The organism is Microbacterium sp. str. 'China' (genome assembly GCF_002993305.1).
GTDB classification, from domain to species: Bacteria; Actinomycetota; Actinomycetes; order Actinomycetales; family Microbacteriaceae; genus Microbacterium; species Microbacterium paraoxydans.
In genome coordinates this window covers 1,131,620-1,147,954 of record NZ_CP027434.1, presented here as the reverse complement: position 1 = coordinate 1,147,954, position 16,335 = coordinate 1,131,620, and the positions used below count along the sequence as shown (strand labels likewise).

The following is a 16,335-nucleotide window of genomic DNA, read 5'->3' as shown; positions in this document are numbered from 1 at the left end:
TGAGGACGTGCCACTGGACTTCACTGCGATCGACTTCGAGACCGCGAACTCCAGCCCGGCCTCCGCGTGTTCCGTGGGACTCGTGCGGGTGCGGGACGGGGAGGTCGTCGCCACCGCGAACTGGCTGATCCAGCCTCCGCCCGGCCATGACGAGTTCCAGGAGTGGAACGTCCGCATCCACGGCATCCGCCCCGAGCACGTGCTGTCGGCGGCGACGTGGGTCGATCAGTTCGACCGTCTGTGCGGCTTCGCGGGTGCCGATGTGCTCGTGGCCCACAACGCCGGCTTCGACCTCAACGTCCTGCGGCGGGCGACCGAGGTCACCGGTCAGATCTGCCCGCCGTACCGGTCGCTGTGCAGCCTCCAGGTGGCACGGAAGACCTACCAGCTCGACTCCTACCGTCTGCCTCTCGCCGCCGCGGCGGCAGGATACGCGGAGTTCTCGCATCACGACGCGCTGGCGGATGCCCTCGCCTGTGCCCAGATCATCGTGGACGCGGCCGCGCGAGCCGGAGCCGCGGATGTCTTCGGGCTCGCCGACGCCCTCGGCCTCCGCGTGACCGAGCCCGCCGTGCCGGCACTGGAGCGCGCCGTCGCCTGACGCACCAGGCTTCCTCCCGGCGATGTCGGTCGCCCCCGGCATCATGGAGCCATGGATGCCCTGTCGATCGTTCTCCTGCTCGTGGCCCTCGCCGCGGGCGTCGCTCTCGGCTGGTTCCTGCGAGCCGCACGCAGCGCCGCCGACATCGCACGCACGCAGGCGGAGCTCGCGGCCGCGCGAGACGACCGCGATCGCCAGTACGACCTCTATCGGGACGCGGTAGAGCACGCCCGCTCCGAGCAGCGGGCGGAGGCACACCGCGTCCAGCAGCAGAACGCCGTGCTGCAGGCTCTGGCGCCGGTCCGCGAGAGTCTTCAGCAGATGCAGTCCAAGGTCGCCGCGATCGAGAGCGAGCGGCAGGCACAGTTCGGCACGCTCGCCGAGCAGCTTCGGCGCGCCCAGGAGTCGGATGAGGCGCTCCGCGCGACGACCGAGTCACTGGCGGGCGCGCTGCGCTCCACGTCCACGCGCGGTGTCTGGGGCGAGACGCAGCTGCGGCGCGTCGTCGAGGCGGCGGGGCTGACCAGACACGTCGACTTCGATCTCCAGGCGACGATCACCTCCGACCGCGGCCAAGGGCGCCCGGACATGGTCGTCAGCCTTCCGGGCGGCACGTCGATCGCCGTCGACGCGAAGGTTCCCCTCGACGCCTACCTCGAGGCCTCGGCGCTCCCCCTCGGCGATACCCACGAATCCCAGCGTCGCGCCCACATGCAGAAGCACGTCCGCGCCGTCCGCGCCCACGTCGACGCCCTCGCCAAGAAGGCCTACTGGTCGGGCCTCGACGCGAGCCCCGAGTTCGTCATCTGCTTCCTGCCGAGCGAGTCGCTGCTGGCGGCAGCCATCGACGAGGACCCCACGTTGCTCGACTACGCCTTCAGCCGCCGCGTGGCCCTCGCCTCCCCCGTCAACCTCTGGGCGGTTCTCAAGACGGTCGCCTACACATGGACCCAGCAAGAGGTGTCCACCGAGGCCAGGAGTCTGCTGGCGCTCGGCACGCAGCTGTACGAGCGCCTCGGCACCCTCGCGGGCCACGCCGACGACCTGCGGCGGGCGATCGAGCGCACGGTCGACAGCTACAACCGCTTCGCCGGGTCCCTGGAGTCGCGGGTGCTCGTGACCGCCCGGCAGTTCCCCGGCGTCGATGCGGAGGCCCTGGCACCGGCGTCGCCGATCACCGCGGACGGGCGGCGCTTCACCGCTCCGGAGCTTCTGGCCCCGACCGAAGCCGAAGAGGCCGCCGACGCGATGCAGGCCGACGTCGGCGAGGTCCGCGCGCGACTGGACCACGCCGCCGCGCTCCACGACCGGGAGCAGTGACGACGAGAGCGACCGGATGTTCCGACCGTGCGTGCGTCAGGCGACGCCGGGCACGCCGCTGAGCAGCACGATGACGAGGCCGCTCGTGGCGAGGAAGGCGCCGATCATCCACCAGGCACTCACCTCGTGCCCCTCGGCGCGACGGACGCGGAACAGCACGTCGGCGCGGCGAGCCGGATCGACGGCCGGCTGCGCGACCGGTGCCGGCGGGGCTACGGCTGCCGCCTCCGCATCGGCGCTCACCCGGAGGATGCGTCCGGTGTTCGTCGTGATGATCTTGGTCGGCGCGGCGCTCTTCGAGCCGCTCGTGTGCTGCGTTGTCATGCGTTCGCCCTCCTGTGCCTGCGGTGCCTGGCGGCTCCGTCGACGGCGACAAACCCAGTGACAATTGTGACACGGCAGCCGGCCGGACCGGGGCCGACCCGTGGAGGAGGCGATACCGGGTCGGTAACGATGGCGAGATTCCTGCCCGCGATCATGCCGGCAGGAGAGCCGTCACAGCCACTTCGAGACGAGGTGCTCGGACGCGATCCGCCGGAGGGTTCCGGAGGCGCCCCGCAGGACCACGCTCTCGGTATAGACGTAACCGCGCTCGCGGCGCACACCGGCGACGAGCTGGCCGTCCGTGACACCCGTCGCGACGAAGATCGTGTTGTTGCCCTGCACGAGGTCGTCCGCCTCATAGACCTTGTCCATGTCGAGACCTGCGTCGATGCCACGCTGACGCTCGTCGTCGTCGCGGGGCCAGAGCCGACCCTGGATGTGGCCGCCGAGAGCCTTGATCGCGCACGCGGTGACGATGCCCTCCGGGCTGCCGCCGACGCCCACGCACATGTCGGTGCGGGCGTCGTGGCGTGCGGCGTTGATCCCGCCGGCGACATCGCCGTCGCTCATGAGACGGGTTCCGGCCCCGGCGTCCCGGATCTCCTGGATGAGTTGCTCGTGCCGCGGACGGTTGAGCACCGAGACGACGATCTCGTCGACGGGCTTGTCCAGCGCGCCGGCGAGCTTGCGGATGTTCTCGCCGATGGGCAGGCGGATGTCGACCACGCCGACGCCCGCAGGCCCCGTGACGAGCTTGTCCATGTAGAAGACGCTGGAGGCGTCGAGCATCGTGTCACGGTCGGACACGGCGATCACGGAGAGCGCGTTCTGCCGGCCGGCCGCGGTCAGCGACGTGCCGTCGATCGGGTCCACCGCGATGTCGCAGAGCGGCCCCCGTCCGGTCCCGACGACCTCGCCGTTGAACAGCATCGGGGCGTTGTCCTTCTCGCCCTCGCCGATCACCACGCGTCCCTGGAAGTCGACCGTCCCGAGGAACGCCCGCATGGCGTCGACGGCGGCGCCGTCGGCGGCCTCCTTCGCACCGCGACCGATGAACGGAACGGCACGGATCGCCGCCGCCTCGGTCGCGCGCACCAACTCCATCGCGAGGTTACGGTCGGGACGCAGCGGGCTCAGGTCGGCAGTCAGACTCACCATGATCCCCAGCCTATCCGCGAGCAGGGGATCGTTCGGCTCGTTTTCCGCCCGCACGCGAGGAAGAAATCGCGGTTCTTAACACCACCGAAGGACGGCGACCACCGACGCGCGACTCCTCCTGCCGAAGCCGGACACCCGCCCCGATAGAGTGGCAGCTGTCCCGGCTTCACCTACCGCAGGAGTTCTCATGCCCGTCGCCACCCCGGATCAGTACGCCGACATGCTCGACCGCGCGAAGGCAGGCGGCTTCGCGTACCCCGCGTTCAACGTCTCCAGCTCGCAGACGATCAACGCCGTCCTCCAGGGCCTGACCGAGGCCGGCTCCGACGGCATCATCCAGGTCACCACCGGTGGCGCCGACTACTTCGCCGGTCACACGGTCAAGGCCCGCGCGACCGGCGCCCTCGCCTTCGCCCGCTACGCCACCGAGGTCGCCAAGAACTACCCGGTCACCGTCGCCCTGCACACGGACCACTGCCCGAAGGAGGCTCTCGCGGGCTTCGTCGAGCCGCTCATCGCCGCCTCGGAGGAAGAGGTCAAGGCCGGCCGCAACCCGATCTTCCAGTCCCACATGTGGGACGGCTCGGCCGTGCCGCTCGCGGAGAACATCGAGATCGCCAAGGAGCTGCTCCCCCGCATGAAGGCCATCAACGCCATCCTCGAGGTCGAGATCGGCGTCGTCGGCGGCGAGGAGGACGGGGTGCAGCACGAGGGCTCGAACGAGGCGCTCTACACGACGTTCGCCGACGTGGACCAGGCCGTGCAGGCGCTGGGCCTCGGCGAGCAGGGCCGCTACATCGCCGCGCTCACCTTCGGCAACGTCCACGGCGTGTACAAGCCGGGCGGCGTGAAGCTGCGTCCGGAGCTGCTCGGCGAGATCCAGGCCGAGGTCGCCGCGAAGTACAACACCGGCGAGAAGCCGCTCGACCTCGTCTTCCATGGCGGCTCCGGCTCCACCGATGAGGAGATCGCCCTCGCGGTCGCCAACGGTGTCATCAAGATGAACATCGACACCGACACCCAGTACGCCTACACGCGTGCCATCGCCGATTACATGTTCAAGAACTACGACGGCGTGCTGAAGGTCGACGGCGAGGTCGGCAACAAGAAGCAGTACGACCCGCGCGCCTGGGGCAAGATCGCGGAGTCGGCCATGGCCGCCCGCGTGGTCGAGTCCACCCGCCAGCTCGGCTCGTACGGCCAGTCGAAGAGCTGACACCACCAGACACGCGAAAGGGGCCCGGCATCATGCCGGGCCCCTTTCGTCTGCGTGCTCGGGGTCAACGCACCCCGGTCGCCTGGTCGAGGTAGGCGATGAAGGCCGGGTCGCCCATCATCGGCACGACGAGGCAGAACGAGGCGATGCCCAGCGTGATGACGGCTCCGACGAGCGGGAGCCACCAGGTGAGGCGGCCACGACGCAGGCGACGGATCGACAGGGCTGCCGTGACGCACCAGCCGACCGCCAGCACGACGGCCGCGATCGTGCCCCACGTGCGGCCCGCGGCGTAGTTGGTGAACTCGCCCTCGATGCCCAGCATCCCCATGGTCTGATTCATCACGGGGACGATGTCGAGGTAGGACAGGCCGGTGACGACGACGTTCACGAGGCCGTAGGCGAGCAGCGCGATCGTCGCGAACCGATCCACCGGATGAGGGCGTGCGGGACTCGCGGCGGCCGACGCGGGAGGCGAAGACGGCGCCGGAGCGGCCGGGGCGATCACCTCCGCCACCGGGGGCAGGCCCGCGGCCAGCCGCTGCTCCTCTGGTGTGGCGAGTTCCCCGTATCGAGGGCGCTGGTCGGTCATCCCGCCATCGTATCTGCCGAGGCTCAGCCCACCCGTTCAGGGAAACCGGGTCCCCAACCGATAGCGGCCCCGGAGAAGTGGGGACTTCTCGGGGCCGCGGACGTGGAGCGCTGGGGACGCTCCTCATCCCGTTGGTCGCCGGCGCTGGGGACGCCGTAGGCGATCAGTAGGGCGTTGTCAGCCACTACGCCTTCGATCATAGGGAACCCGCGATGCCCACACCAGGGCCACGAATTCAGATGGTGAACTCGGCGTCCGGACCGTCGGTGTCCAGGGCATCCGCCCCGAGCTGCAGGGAGAGCCGCCGCGCCGTGCGCTGCAGGTTCGACACGAGACGGCGGTTGACCACCGCCCGGTCTGCGGGCAGGGAGACGGCCAGCGACGCGGTCACCCCGGGGGCGACGACCGGAACCGCGACACAGGTGGCTCCGATCGCATACTCCTCCCGGTCTATCGCCCACCCCGGTGTCTGCTCGAGCTGGGTGAGAAGCGTCCGGCGATCGCTGATCGTCCGAGGCGTGAGCTCCTCAAGCCGGTGCCGGGAGAGGTAGTCCAGGCGATCCTCCTCGGAGAGCGCCGCGAGGATCTGCTTGCCGAGAGCGGTCGCGTGAGCGCTGGCGTGCAGCCCGACCCAGAGCTCGATGCGCGGATTCCGCACGGCGTCCACGATGTCGACGAGATGCATCTCCCCGTCCGCATACCGGGAGAGGTAGGCCGTGGCGCCCACGTCCTCGGTGACCGCGCGCAGAGCGGCGCGCACCCGAGCCAGGAACACCCCGCGAGAGTCGATCTCCTGCTGGAACGCGGGGAAGCGTCCGCCCAGCACGAGCCCGTCCGGTTCGGCACTGAGGTACCCCTCGTGCACGAGCGTGCGGACGAGGTTGTAGGTCGTTCCCGGGGTGAGCCCCGTGATCGACGAGAGCATCTTGGCCGGAAGCGGCCGCGGGGAGTTGGCGACGATGTCGACCAGGCGGAGCGCGCGTTGCACGGACCCGATGAGGGTCGGCTCCGCCTCCGCGGCGTTCACCGCTACGCACCCCCTCCAGCGGAGGCGCGGCCGCCGAGGGCACGCGCGTCGCGCTGACCCGAGGCGTCCTGACGGAGCTCCTTCGGCAGGGAGAACATGAGGTCCTCCTCCGCCGTCTTGACCTCTTCCACGTCGCGGTACCCGGCGTCGCCGATCGCGTCGAGCACCTCGCGCACGAGAACCTCCGGGACGGACGCGCCGCTGGTGACGCCCACCGTCTCCACGCCGTCGAGCCACTCCTGGCGGATCTCCTCGGCGTAGTCCACGCGGTACGCGGCCTTGGCTCCGTACTCGAGGGCGACCTCGACGAGACGCACGCTGTTGGAGGAGTTGGCAGAGCCGACCACGATGACGAGATCAGCGCCCTGCGCGACCTTCTTGATCGCGACCTGCCGGTTCTGCGTCGCATAGCAGATGTCGTCGGACGGGGGATTGTGCAGCTCGGGGAAGCGGGTGCGCAGTCGGTTCACCGTCTCCATCGTCTCGTCGACGGAGAGCGTCGTCTGCGACAGCCACACCACCTTGGACGGGTCCTTCACCTGCACGGTGTCGGCTTCTTCCGGAGAGTTGACGACCGTGACGTGATCGGGAGCCTCGCCTGCGGTGCCCTCGACCTCCTCATGTCCGTCGTGGCCGATGAGCAGGATCTCGAAGTCGTCCCGCGCGAAGCGCACGGCCTCGCGGTGGACCTTGGTGACGAGCGGGCAGGTGGCGTCGATCGCATGCAGACCGCGGTCGGAGGCGGCGTTCACGACCGCCGGGGAGACGCCGTGCGCACTGAAGACGACGTGCGCGCCCTCCGGCACCTCGTCGACCTCCTCCACGAAGATCGCGCCCTTGGCCTCGAGCTCCGTCACGACGTGGATGTTGTGCACGATCTGCTTTCGCACATAGACCGGGGCGCCGTAGCGCTCCAGCGCCTTCTCCACAGCGACCACCGCACGGTCCACCCCAGCACAGTAGCCGCGGGGGGCGGCGAGCAGGACGCGCTTGTGTCCGGGCACCGGGTTATCCTGAAGCCGCCCGGCCGCGGCGCGCACTCGTGGGATGCGAGGAGCGGGAAGATGAACGGCAGTCGAAGTCACCCCTCGATTCTACCGTCGCCCGGCTGGACGGGGCCGGTGAGCGCGCGAGCAGGAACGGGAGCAGATGACAGTCTTCGAAGCGACGACGGGACCGGGTGAAACCCCGCCGGCGGATGCCGTCGCCCCCCGCGACTCCACCGCGCAGGCGCCGACCTCGGTCGCTCGGCTGAACGCCACCATCCGCGACTTCGTCGCACGGTGGAACACGGTGTGGGTCGAGGGCGAGATCACCTCCTGGAACGTCCGCGCCGGCAACGTCTTCGCCCGTCTCAAGGACACCCGCTCCGACGCGCAGATCTCCATCCGCGTCTGGTCGAGCGTGCGCGGCCGTCTCCCCGCCGACCTGGGCGTGGGCGATCATGTGGTCGCCGCCGTGAAGGCCGACTACTTCGTCCGCTCCGGGGACTTCAGCTTCGCGGTCTCGGCCATGAAGCACGTCGGGCTCGGTGACCAGCTCGAGCGCCTGGAGCGGCTGCGGGTCCAGCTCCGACAGGAGGGCCTCTTCGATCCCGCCCGCAAGAAACGCCTGCCGTTCCTCCCCCACGTCATCGGACTCATCACCGGCGAGCGCTCCGACGCCGAGAAGGACGTGCACCGCAACGCTGAGCTGCGCTGGCCGCAGGTGCGGTTCAAGACCGCGTACGCCGCGGTGCAGGGCGATCGCTGCGTGCCGGACACGCTGGCGGCTCTCGCCCGCTTGGACGCAGACCCCGAGGTCGACGTCATCATCATCGCGCGCGGCGGCGGCGACCCGCAGACCCTCCTCGGCTTCAGCGACGAGCGTCTCGTCCGGGCGGTCGCCGCGGTCTCCACACCCGTGGTCAGCGCCATCGGCCATGAGAACGACCACCCTCTCCTCGACGACGTCGCCGACCTGCGCGCGTCGACGCCGACCGATGCCGCCAAGCGCGTCGTCCCCGATGTCGGGGAGCAGCGCGCGCTCATCGCGCAGCTCCGGTCCCGGGCCACCACCCGCCTCACCCAGCGCCTCACGCACGACATCGCCCAGCTCGAGCAGCTGCGATCCCGTCCGGTGCTGCGCTCCCCCGATCCGATCATCGACACGCGCGCCCAGGAGACCTTCCTGCTCCTCGCCCGCGGCCGCGACGCGGTGACCAGGCAGCTCGACGACGCCGGCCGGCGGACGAGCGAACTGCGAGCCTCGCTGCGCGCTCTCTCCCCGGCCGCCACTCTGGCCCGCGGCTATGCGATCGCCCACCTCGAAGGCGGCGTGATCCTCCGCGATGCGTCCGATGCACCCGCGGGAAGCGCCCTGACCCTCACGGTGGATCGCGGGTCGCTCGCGGTGCGCTCGGAGGGCGAGATCGCGGAAGGCGCCTGAGCAGGCGGCGTCCGGGGCACGACGTAGGATGGAGGAGTGAGCGCCGTGAACGACACCCCTGTGGACACGCTGTCGTTCGAGGCCGCCCGTGACGAACTCGTGCGGGTCGTCGCCGAGCTCGAGCAGGGGGCACCGACCCTCGAGCACTCGCTGGCACTCTGGGAGCGCGGTGAGGCTCTGGCCGCCCGCTGCGAGGAGTGGCTGCTCGGCGCGAAGCGTCGCCTCGAAGCCGCGCGCACCGCCACCACCGACGAGAGCGACGCGTCATGAGCAAGGGTCCAGCGATCAATGCCGACCTCGGTCGACCGGAGACGCCGGACGAGACCGCGGCACGCAAGGCCGCGTCGAGCAAGGCCTACCGGTCGAGCCAGACGGTCCGCAACCTCGTCGCCGCGCTCGTGGTGACCCTCGCGGTGGTCGTCGTCATCATCGCGCTCGTCCCCCGGGGCGAGCCGGTCGCCGCGAAGCCGATCGACGTGGCCGCCATCGCCGCGGACGTCGAGTCGTCCATGGGCAGCCCGGCGATCGTCCCCGAGACGGACGACTTCTGGCGGGTGAACGCCGCCGAACTGCAGAGCGGAGCCCCCGTGGTCTGGGAGGTCACCCTCGCCCCCGCGGCACAGGACGAGCGCGGGTTCATCAAGCTCGCCCAGGCCTTCGACGCCGACGCCTCGTGGGCCCCGCAGAGGCTGAACGGCGTCGCCCCGACCGACACCGTGCGTATCGGCGGCCGGGAGTGGGACGTCTATCGACCCGGCTCCGCCGGCGCCGACGCGAACGTCACCTATGCCCTCGGCACCCAGGCCGGCGACGACTACGTGCTCCTCTACGGCTCCCGCTCCGCGGACTCCACCGCGGAGCTCGCGGAGTCGCTCATCCCCCAGATCCGCACCGTCTCGGAGGCTCGATGACCCACCCGCTGACCCCCGCCGCCGCCTGGAAGCAGATGCAGGACGGCAACCGTCGCTTCGTCCGCGACGAGCCCCAGCACCCGAACCAGAACGTCGACCGCCGCAAGGACCTCACCGCGGCCCAGCACCCCGTCGCGACGCTGTTCGGCTGCTCGGACTCCCGCCTCGCCGCGGAGATCATCTTCGACCTCGGCCTCGGTGACCTCTTCGTGGTGCGCAACGCCGGACAGGTGATCGGCGAGTCCATCGTGGCGAGCCTGGAGTACGCGGTCGCCGTTCTCGAGGTGCCGCTCATCGTGGTGCTCGCACACGACTCCTGCGGTGCGGTGCGCGCCGCCATCGACGGCACCGCCATCGATGCCGACCCGCTCCCCCCGCACATCTGGAAGCTCATCGCGCCGATCGTCCCTGCCGCGCGCAAGGTCCTCGCGGAGAGCGGCGGCGGCACGGTGGCCGACATCGATGCGGAGCTCGTCGGACGCGAGCACCTGCGCAACACCGTCAACGACCTGCTGCAGTCGTCCGAGATCATCAGCAACGCCGTCGCCGAAGGCCGTCTCGGCATCGTCGGCGCCAACTACCGTCTGGCCGAGGGTGAGGCAGCGCCCGTCATCACGGTCGGCATCGAAGCCGAGGGGATCGACCCCGCAACCAAGGAGGGTTCGGAATGACCGACACCGAGTACCGCATCGAACACGACACCATGGGTGAGGTGCGAGTGCCCGTGAACGCGCTCTACGGGGCGCAGACGCAGCGCGCCGTGGAGAACTTCCCGATCTCCGGCAAGGGCCTGGAGTCCACGCAGATCGCCGCACTCGCGCGCATCAAGAAGGCCGCCGCGCTGGCGAACAAGGAGCTCGGCACGCTCGACGGCGCCATCGCCGACGCGATCGCCCAGGCCGCCGACCAGGTCGCCGCAGGCAGCCACGACGGCGAGTTCCCCGTCGACACCTATCAGACCGGCTCCGGCACCTCGTCGAACATGAACATGAACGAGGTCCTGGCGACGCTCGCGAGCCGCATCCTCGGCTCGACCGTGCACCCCAACGACCACGTGAACGCCTCGCAGTCGTCGAACGACGTGTTCCCCACCTCGGTGCACATCGCGGTCACCCAGGCGCTGATCGACACCCTGATCCCGGCGCTCGACCACCTCGCCGTCGCGCTCGAGGCCAAGGCGGAGCTCTGGAAGGACGCGGTCAAGTCCGGCCGCACGCACCTCATGGACGCGACGCCCGTCACGCTCGGCCAGGAGTTCGGCGGGTACGCCCGTCAGATCCGCCTGGGCATCGAGCGCGTGCAGTCGGCGCTCCCCCGCGTGGCCGAGGTGCCGCTGGGCGGCACCGCTGTCGGCACCGGTATCAACACGCCGCTCGGCTTCCCGCAGAAGGTCATCGAGCTGCTCGCGGCCGAGACCGAGCTGCCCATCACCGAGGCGAAGGACCACTTCGAGGCGCAGGCGAACCGGGATGGTCTCGTCGAGGCCTCCGGCGCGCTGCGCACCATCGCGGTCTCGCTGACGAAGATCAACAACGACCTGCGCTGGATGGGGTCCGGCCCCAACACCGGTCTCGGCGAGCTGCACATCCCCGACCTGCAGCCCGGGTCGTCGATCATGCCGGGCAAGGTCAACCCCGTCGTTCCCGAGGCCGTGCTGATGGTGTGCGCGCGCGTCATCGGCAACGACGCGACCGTCGCCTGGGCCGGGGCCTCCGGCTCGTTCGAGCTGAACGTCGCCATCCCGGTCATGGGCACCGCGCTGCTCGAGTCCATCCGCCTGCTGTCGAACGCCTCCCGGGTGCTCGCCGATAAGACCATTGACGGCCTGCAGGCGAACCTCGACCGCGCCGCCGCCTTCGCGGGCATGAGCCCGTCGATCGTGACGCCGCTGAACAAGCTGATCGGCTACGAGGCCGCAGCGAAGATCGCGAAGCACTCGGTGGCCAAGGGCATCACGGTGCGCGACGCCGTGATCGACCTCGGCTACGTCGAGCGCGGCGAGCTCACCCTCGAGCAGCTCGACGAGAAGCTCGACCTCCTGTCGATGACCCACCCGGGCTGATTCACGCCTGACACGGATGCCGCGGGGGCTTCGGCCCTCGCGGCATCCGTCGTCTCCGGCTCCGGATCGTGCCGGTGACGGGTCAGCTGAGTTCGCCACCCTCCAGGAGGTCGGTGACGAGGGCGGCGATGGCGGAGCGCTCCGAGCGGGCCAGGGTGACGTGACCGAAGAGGCCGTGTCCCTTGAGGGTCTCGATGACGCTCGCGATGCCGTCGTGCCTGCCGACGCGGAGGTTGTCGCGCTGCCCGACGTCGTGGGTGAGGATCACGCGGGAGTTCTGGCCCATCCGGCTGAGCACCGTGAGCAGCACGTTCCGCTCCAGGGACTGCGCCTCGTCCACGATCACGAAGGCGTCGTGCAGGGACCGTCCGCGGATGTGGGTGAGGGGCATCACCTCCAGGAGCCCGCGCTCGACCACCTCGTCGATGACATTCCCCGAGACCACGGAGCCGAGCGTGTCGTACACCGCCTGACCCCAGGGGTTCATCTTCTCGCCCTGGTCGCCCGGGAGGTAGCCGAGCTCCTGGCCACCCACGGCGAACAGCGGACGGAAGACGATGATCTTCTTCTGCTGCTGGCGCTCCAGCACGGCCTCCAGCCCCGCGCACAGCGCGAGCGCCGACTTGCCGGTACCCGCGCGCCCGCCCAGGGACACGATGCCCACCTCCGGGTCGAGGAGCAGGTCGATCGCGATGCGCTGCTCGGCGGAGCGCCCGTGCATGCCGAAGATATCCCGGTCACCGCGGACGAGCCGGAACTCGCCGACACCGGTGACCCGACCCAGTGCGGACCCGCGCTCGGAGTGGATGATCAGGCCGGTGTTGACAGGAAGCCCGTGCACATCCTCGCTGAGTCCGACCTCGCTCTCGTAGAGGTCGCTGATGTCGTCGCCGGAGAGATCGACAGTGGCGATGCCGGTCCAGCCCGAGTCCACGGCCTGCTCCGCGAGGTACTCCTCGGCACGCAGCCCGACGGACGCCGCCTTCACCCGCATCGGCAGGTCCTTCGACACGATGGTCACGGCCTGGCCGTCTTGCGCGAGGTGCATCGCGACGGAGAGGATGCGGCTGTCGTTGTCGCTGAGGCGGATACCGGCCGGGAGCACCGAGAGGTCGGCGTTGCCGAGCTCGACGCGGAGAGTGCCCCCCTCGCCGACCTCCACCGGGAAGTCGAGTCGGCCGTGCTCGACGCGCAGATCGTCGAGGTGCCGCAGCGCCTGGCGGGCGAAGTACCCGATCTCCGGGTCGTGCCGTTTGCCCTCGAGTTCGGTGATGACGACGACCGGGAGCACCACGGAATGCTCCGCGAACCGGAAGAGCGCCTGCGGATCGCTCAGCAGGACCGAGGTGTCGAGGACGTAGGTGCGCAGATCCTGATCCGGTTCTGCGGCCGCGGCCTGACTCGGCGTCTGACGGGTGGACTGCTGCGCGGTGCTGGTGGACTGCTGCGCTGTACGTGTGGTCACGACCCACTCCCGACCCGGGGATTCCCGGCTATTCGAACGAGTCGACCAGGGGGTCACGAGTCGCGAACCTGAGGCCGACCCGACCGGGCGCCTTGCCCGATGCCTTGAAGGTACGGCCGCCCGAGGGTTTTCCACGGACTCGACACGCCAGCGATTCGTTACGGGACGATGAACGATTCCCTGCCGAACGCCCCGAGCGCCTCGTCGAGCAGGCCGAGGGTCTCGGCGTCGGTTCCGGCGTGCGGCGCGATGCGGATGGATCCGCCCCGAGCGGTGACGACGAGACCGGCGTTGGCGAGAGCCGCGGCGAGCCGCGCCGGTTCCTCCGGTGCGAGTGCGACGATCCCGGCGCGTTCGGTGCGCTCGCGTGGGGAGACGACGGCGATCCCGTGGTGGTCGGCCGTGGCGATGACCGCGTCCACATGCGCGGCCACCCGCTCCTCGATCGCCGCGACCCCGGCGTCCCTGACGTCCCGAGCGCCGATCGCGAGCCGGCCGGCGGCGAGCGTGTCCGGCATGCTGATCGTGTAGGCCCGCGCGTCCGGTGCCGGGGCGGGCAGCTCGTCGACGACCAGCCCGCTCGCCGCCGTCCCGGTGATGCCGGAGAGCACCGGCGCGATGCGCTCCCGTGCGTACGGCGAGAACCAGGCGAACCCGGTGCCCCGGCCCGCGCGCAGCCATTTGTAGCCATGTCCGACGACGACGTCGGCGACGCTGTAGTCCGCGTCGACCACGCCGACGGACTGCACGGCATCGACGATGAGGAGGCGGTCGGGGCCGAGGACGTCCCGCAGCGCGGCGAGGTCGGCCCGATAGCCGGTGCGGAAGTCGACGTGGCTGACGGCGAGCGCCACGACATCGTCGTCGAGGACGGCAGCGACGGCGTCGGGGGTGACCCGTCCGTCGTCGGGCGTGATCCAGCGGGGCGTGACCGCGTGCTGTGACGCGGCCGCGGCGCGCTCCAGGGTGAGGCTCACGCTCGGGAACTCCGCCGTGCTCGCGACGACCGTGCCGGGGATCCCGTAGAGCGCCTGCATGAGGCCGTGGGTCGACGACGGTTGCAACGTGACGTCCGCGGCATCGGCTCCGAGGAGCTCGGCGACGACCTCCTGCGCCTGCCCGATCCGCTCCCCCACGAGCGTCAGCGACGACGGCCGGCCGTTCCCGAGGAGGTCCGCGTCCGCGAAGACCTCGGCCCGGACGGAGGGCGACACGGGACCGAAAGCCGCCCAGTTCAGATAGCCTGGCTCCGCGTCGAAGGTGCCGAGGTAGTCGTCGAAAGTGCTCACTGCGTCATTGTGACACGCGCCCGCGCCCCTCGGATCAGCGTCCGAAGCGGCGGTCGCGGTCGGCGTAGTCGCGGATCGCACGGAGGAAGTCGACCTGACGGAGGTCCGGCCCCAGCGCCTCGACGAAGTAGAACTCGCTGTGCGCGCTCTGCCACAGCAGGAAGTCGCTGAGCCGCTGCTCGCCGCTCGTGCGGATCACGAGGTCGGGATCCGGCTGGCCGCCCGTGTAGAGGTGCTCCCCGATCATCTCCGGAGTGAGCTGCGCCGCGAGGTCCTCCAGCGTGCCGCCGGACGCCTCGTGTGCGGTGATGATGCTGCGCACCGCGTCCACGATCTCGTTCCGGCCGCCGTACCCGACCGCGAGGTTCACGTGCAGACCCGTGTGGTCCTTCGTGCGCTCCTCCGCATCGGCGAGCACACGCGCCAGCTCCGCCGGGAGGATGTCGGAGCGGCCGACGTGTTTGACCCGCCAGTTCCCCTTCTGCGACAGCGCCTCGGCGAGCTCCGCGATGATCTCGATGAGGTCGGCGAGCTCGGCCGAGTCCCGTTTGCGGAGGTTGTCGCTGGAGAGGAGGTAGAGCGAGACCACACGCACTCCGAGTTCGTCGCACCAGCCGAGGAACTCCTGCATCTTGGCGGCGCCTGCACGGTGCCCTTCGGCCGGGGTGTCGAACCCGAGCTGCCGCGCCCACCGGCGGTTGCCGTCGATCATCATGGCGACGTGGTGCGGAACGGAGGCCGGATCGAGGTGGCGACGCAGCCGGCTGGTGTACAGCCGGTACAGCGGTCCCCGCCCCGGGCTCTCGCGTGACATCACCCACCTACGCTACCCTGCCCCGCCCTTCCGCGCCGGTGCAGAACCTGGGGACATGTACGGGGACGGGCATGCGCTCCCGCTTAGAGTGAGCTCGTGAGCACTTCCGACCAGACCGGCGCCGACCTCCCGAAGCTGCCGCTGCTCGAAGCGGCGGCCGTCGACGCGGCGGCCGAGATCAAACCGACCTGGCGCGGGTGGATCCACGCCGGCACCTTCCCCGTCGCGATCGCCGCGGGCATCGTCCTCATCGCCGTGTCCCAGGGGGCGGCGGCGAAGTGGGCGGCGGCGGTCTTCATGGCCACCTCGCTGCTGCTGTTCGGCAACTCCGCCGTGTACCACCGCTTCAACTGGCGGCCCCGGGTGAAGGGCATCCTCAAGCGGATCGACCACGCCAACATCCTGCTGCTCATCGCCGGCACGTACACCCCGCTCGCGACCCTGGCGCTGCCGCCGGAGAAGGGCGTGCTGTTGCTGACCCTGGTCTGGAGCGGTGCCCTGGTCGGCATCCTCTTCCGGGTGTTCTGGATCCACGCGCCGCGCTGGCTCTACGTCGCGCTGTATCTGCTGCTCGGCTGGGCCGCGGTGATGTACATCGTCGACCTGCTCAAAGCCAACGTCGCCATGATGGTGCTCGTGATCGTCGGCGGTCTGCTCTACACGGGCGGCGCCATCGTCTACGCGCTGAAGAAGCCGAACCCCTGGCCGGGCCACTTCGGCTTCCACGAGATCTTCCACGTGTGCACGGTCCTCGCCTTCCTGTGCCACTGGACCGCGTGCCTGCTGATCGCCCTGCACCCGCTGTCGCCGTCGCTCGGCGCGCCCTGAGCGGGGGTCAGCGCTCGCGCGGCTCCTCGTCGGGCGCTTCCGGTGCGCCCGGTGCGGTGCGGCCGTCGTCCGCGGCGTTCTCGGCGGCGCGGGCGGCCTCCTCCGCATCGAGCTCCTCGCGGACCTCTTCCCGGTACCGCACGCGGCGGATCCGGCGGTTCATGTCCCAGATCAGCAGGATCACGGCGACGAGCACGATGACGATCACCGCGAAGCCGGCGAAGCCCGGCGTGACCGACTCCGGAGCCACCGTCATCGACGGTGTCGGCATCGGGGTCTCGGAGAGGAAGCGCATGAATCG

General features: G+C 70.3%; 18 protein-coding genes. 9 read left to right on the top strand and 9 right to left on the bottom strand.

Translation table 11 applies throughout. The features are described 5' to 3' along the window. Window positions 1-7 precede the first annotated feature (7 nt). Together C6C15_RS05445 and rmuC are read left to right on the top strand one after the other, a co-directional pair. Complete coding sequence (locus C6C15_RS05445) at window positions 8-601, top strand: exonuclease domain-containing protein (protein WP_083371038.1); 594 nt, start codon at window positions 8-10, stop codon at window positions 599-601. 51 nt (window positions 602-652) lie between these two features. Then, window positions 653-1,921 carry a DNA recombination protein RmuC gene (rmuC, locus tag C6C15_RS05440; RefSeq protein WP_105949485.1) on the top strand — a complete coding sequence of 423 codons (1,269 nt, stop codon included), beginning with the start codon at window positions 653-655 and terminating at the stop codon, window positions 1,919-1,921. A gap of 36 nt (window positions 1,922-1,957) precedes the next feature. On the opposite strand, the gene C6C15_RS05435 is transcribed toward rmuC, so the two are convergent. Together C6C15_RS05435 and glpX are read right to left on the bottom strand one after the other, a co-directional pair. After that, a complete protein-coding gene (locus C6C15_RS05435) occupies window positions 1,958-2,245 on the bottom strand; it encodes a hypothetical protein (protein ID WP_060922698.1) in 288 nt (95 codons plus the stop codon). Window positions 2,246-2,416: 171 nt separating this feature from the next. Further along, on the bottom strand, window positions 2,417-3,403 hold the full coding sequence (gene glpX, locus C6C15_RS05430; RefSeq protein WP_060922697.1) for a class II fructose-bisphosphatase: 987 nt from the start codon (window positions 3,401-3,403) through the stop codon (window positions 2,417-2,419). A gap of 187 nt (window positions 3,404-3,590) precedes the next feature. Here glpX and fbaA point away from each other — a divergent pair, with 187 nt between their 5' ends. Beyond that, window positions 3,591-4,619, top strand: a complete 1,029-nt coding sequence (gene fbaA / locus C6C15_RS05425; RefSeq protein ID WP_105949484.1) for a class II fructose-bisphosphate aldolase — start codon at window positions 3,591-3,593, stop codon at window positions 4,617-4,619. 64 nt (window positions 4,620-4,683) lie between these two features. On the opposite strand, the gene C6C15_RS05420 is transcribed toward fbaA, so the two are convergent. The 3 genes from C6C15_RS05420 to C6C15_RS05410 all read right to left on the bottom strand — a co-directional run bounded on the left by C6C15_RS05420 (window position 4,684) and on the right by C6C15_RS05410 (window position 7,287). After that, complete coding sequence (locus C6C15_RS05420) at window positions 4,684-5,211, bottom strand: DUF6264 family protein (RefSeq protein WP_105949483.1); 528 nt, start codon at window positions 5,209-5,211, stop codon at window positions 4,684-4,686. 235 nt (window positions 5,212-5,446) lie between these two features. Beyond that, window positions 5,447-6,238 (bottom strand): IclR family transcriptional regulator, encoded by a 792-nt coding sequence (locus tag C6C15_RS05415; RefSeq protein ID WP_105949482.1) that lies wholly within the window; start codon window positions 6,236-6,238, stop codon window positions 5,447-5,449. A 2-nt stretch (window positions 6,239-6,240) separates the two neighbouring features. Next, window positions 6,241-7,287: a 4-hydroxy-3-methylbut-2-enyl diphosphate reductase gene (locus C6C15_RS05410; protein WP_167627867.1), complete on the bottom strand. Its 1,047-nt coding sequence runs from the start codon at window positions 7,285-7,287 to the stop codon at window positions 6,241-6,243. Between the two features lie 100 nt (window positions 7,288-7,387). Here C6C15_RS05410 and xseA point away from each other — a divergent pair, with 100 nt between their 5' ends. The 5 genes from xseA to C6C15_RS05385 are packed head-to-tail and all read left to right on the top strand — an operon-like array spanning window position 7,388 to window position 11,638. Next, window positions 7,388-8,665 carry an exodeoxyribonuclease VII large subunit gene (xseA, locus tag C6C15_RS05405; RefSeq protein WP_105949481.1) on the top strand — a complete coding sequence of 426 codons (1,278 nt, stop codon included), beginning with the start codon at window positions 7,388-7,390 and terminating at the stop codon, window positions 8,663-8,665. Between the two features lie 36 nt (window positions 8,666-8,701). Then, window positions 8,702-8,935 (top strand): exodeoxyribonuclease VII small subunit, encoded by a 234-nt coding sequence (locus C6C15_RS05400; RefSeq protein WP_060922691.1) that lies wholly within the window; start codon window positions 8,702-8,704, stop codon window positions 8,933-8,935. After that, the gene (locus tag C6C15_RS05395; protein WP_060922690.1) at window positions 8,932-9,576 is read left to right on the top strand and encodes a DUF4245 family protein; all 645 of its coding nucleotides are present in this window, start codon (window positions 8,932-8,934) and stop codon (window positions 9,574-9,576) included. Before C6C15_RS05400 ends, C6C15_RS05395 begins: the two co-directional genes overlap by 4 nt. Continuing rightward, window positions 9,573-10,247 (top strand): carbonic anhydrase, encoded by a 675-nt coding sequence (locus tag C6C15_RS05390; RefSeq protein WP_025103947.1) that lies wholly within the window; start codon window positions 9,573-9,575, stop codon window positions 10,245-10,247. Before C6C15_RS05395 ends, C6C15_RS05390 begins: the two co-directional genes overlap by 4 nt. Beyond that, window positions 10,244-11,638, top strand: a complete 1,395-nt coding sequence (locus C6C15_RS05385; RefSeq protein ID WP_062633568.1) for a class II fumarate hydratase — start codon at window positions 10,244-10,246, stop codon at window positions 11,636-11,638. Before C6C15_RS05390 ends, C6C15_RS05385 begins: the two co-directional genes overlap by 4 nt. 82 nt (window positions 11,639-11,720) lie before the next feature. Here C6C15_RS05385 and C6C15_RS05380 read toward each other — a convergent pair whose 3' ends face one another. From C6C15_RS05380 to C6C15_RS05370, 3 genes are all read right to left on the bottom strand, one after another. Then, window positions 11,721-13,103, bottom strand: a complete 1,383-nt coding sequence (locus tag C6C15_RS05380) for a PhoH family protein (RefSeq protein WP_105949480.1) — start codon at window positions 13,101-13,103, stop codon at window positions 11,721-11,723. Between the two features lie 158 nt (window positions 13,104-13,261). After that, window positions 13,262-14,392 carry an aminotransferase class V-fold PLP-dependent enzyme gene (locus tag C6C15_RS05375; RefSeq protein ID WP_105949479.1) on the bottom strand — a complete coding sequence of 377 codons (1,131 nt, stop codon included), beginning with the start codon at window positions 14,390-14,392 and terminating at the stop codon, window positions 13,262-13,264. Between the two features lie 34 nt (window positions 14,393-14,426). After that, on the bottom strand, window positions 14,427-15,206 hold the full coding sequence (locus C6C15_RS05370; RefSeq protein ID WP_060922686.1) for an isoprenyl transferase: 780 nt from the start codon (window positions 15,204-15,206) through the stop codon (window positions 14,427-14,429). A 96-nt stretch (window positions 15,207-15,302) separates the two neighbouring features. Here C6C15_RS05370 and trhA point away from each other — a divergent pair, with 96 nt between their 5' ends. After that, window positions 15,303-16,034 carry a PAQR family membrane homeostasis protein TrhA gene (gene trhA / locus C6C15_RS05365; RefSeq protein WP_105949478.1) on the top strand — a complete coding sequence of 244 codons (732 nt, stop codon included), beginning with the start codon at window positions 15,303-15,305 and terminating at the stop codon, window positions 16,032-16,034. A gap of 7 nt (window positions 16,035-16,041) precedes the next feature. On the opposite strand, the gene C6C15_RS05360 is transcribed toward trhA, so the two are convergent. Continuing rightward, window positions 16,042-16,329 (bottom strand): hypothetical protein, encoded by a 288-nt coding sequence (locus tag C6C15_RS05360; protein ID WP_234024222.1) that lies wholly within the window; start codon window positions 16,327-16,329, stop codon window positions 16,042-16,044. Window positions 16,330-16,335 lie beyond the last annotated feature (6 nt).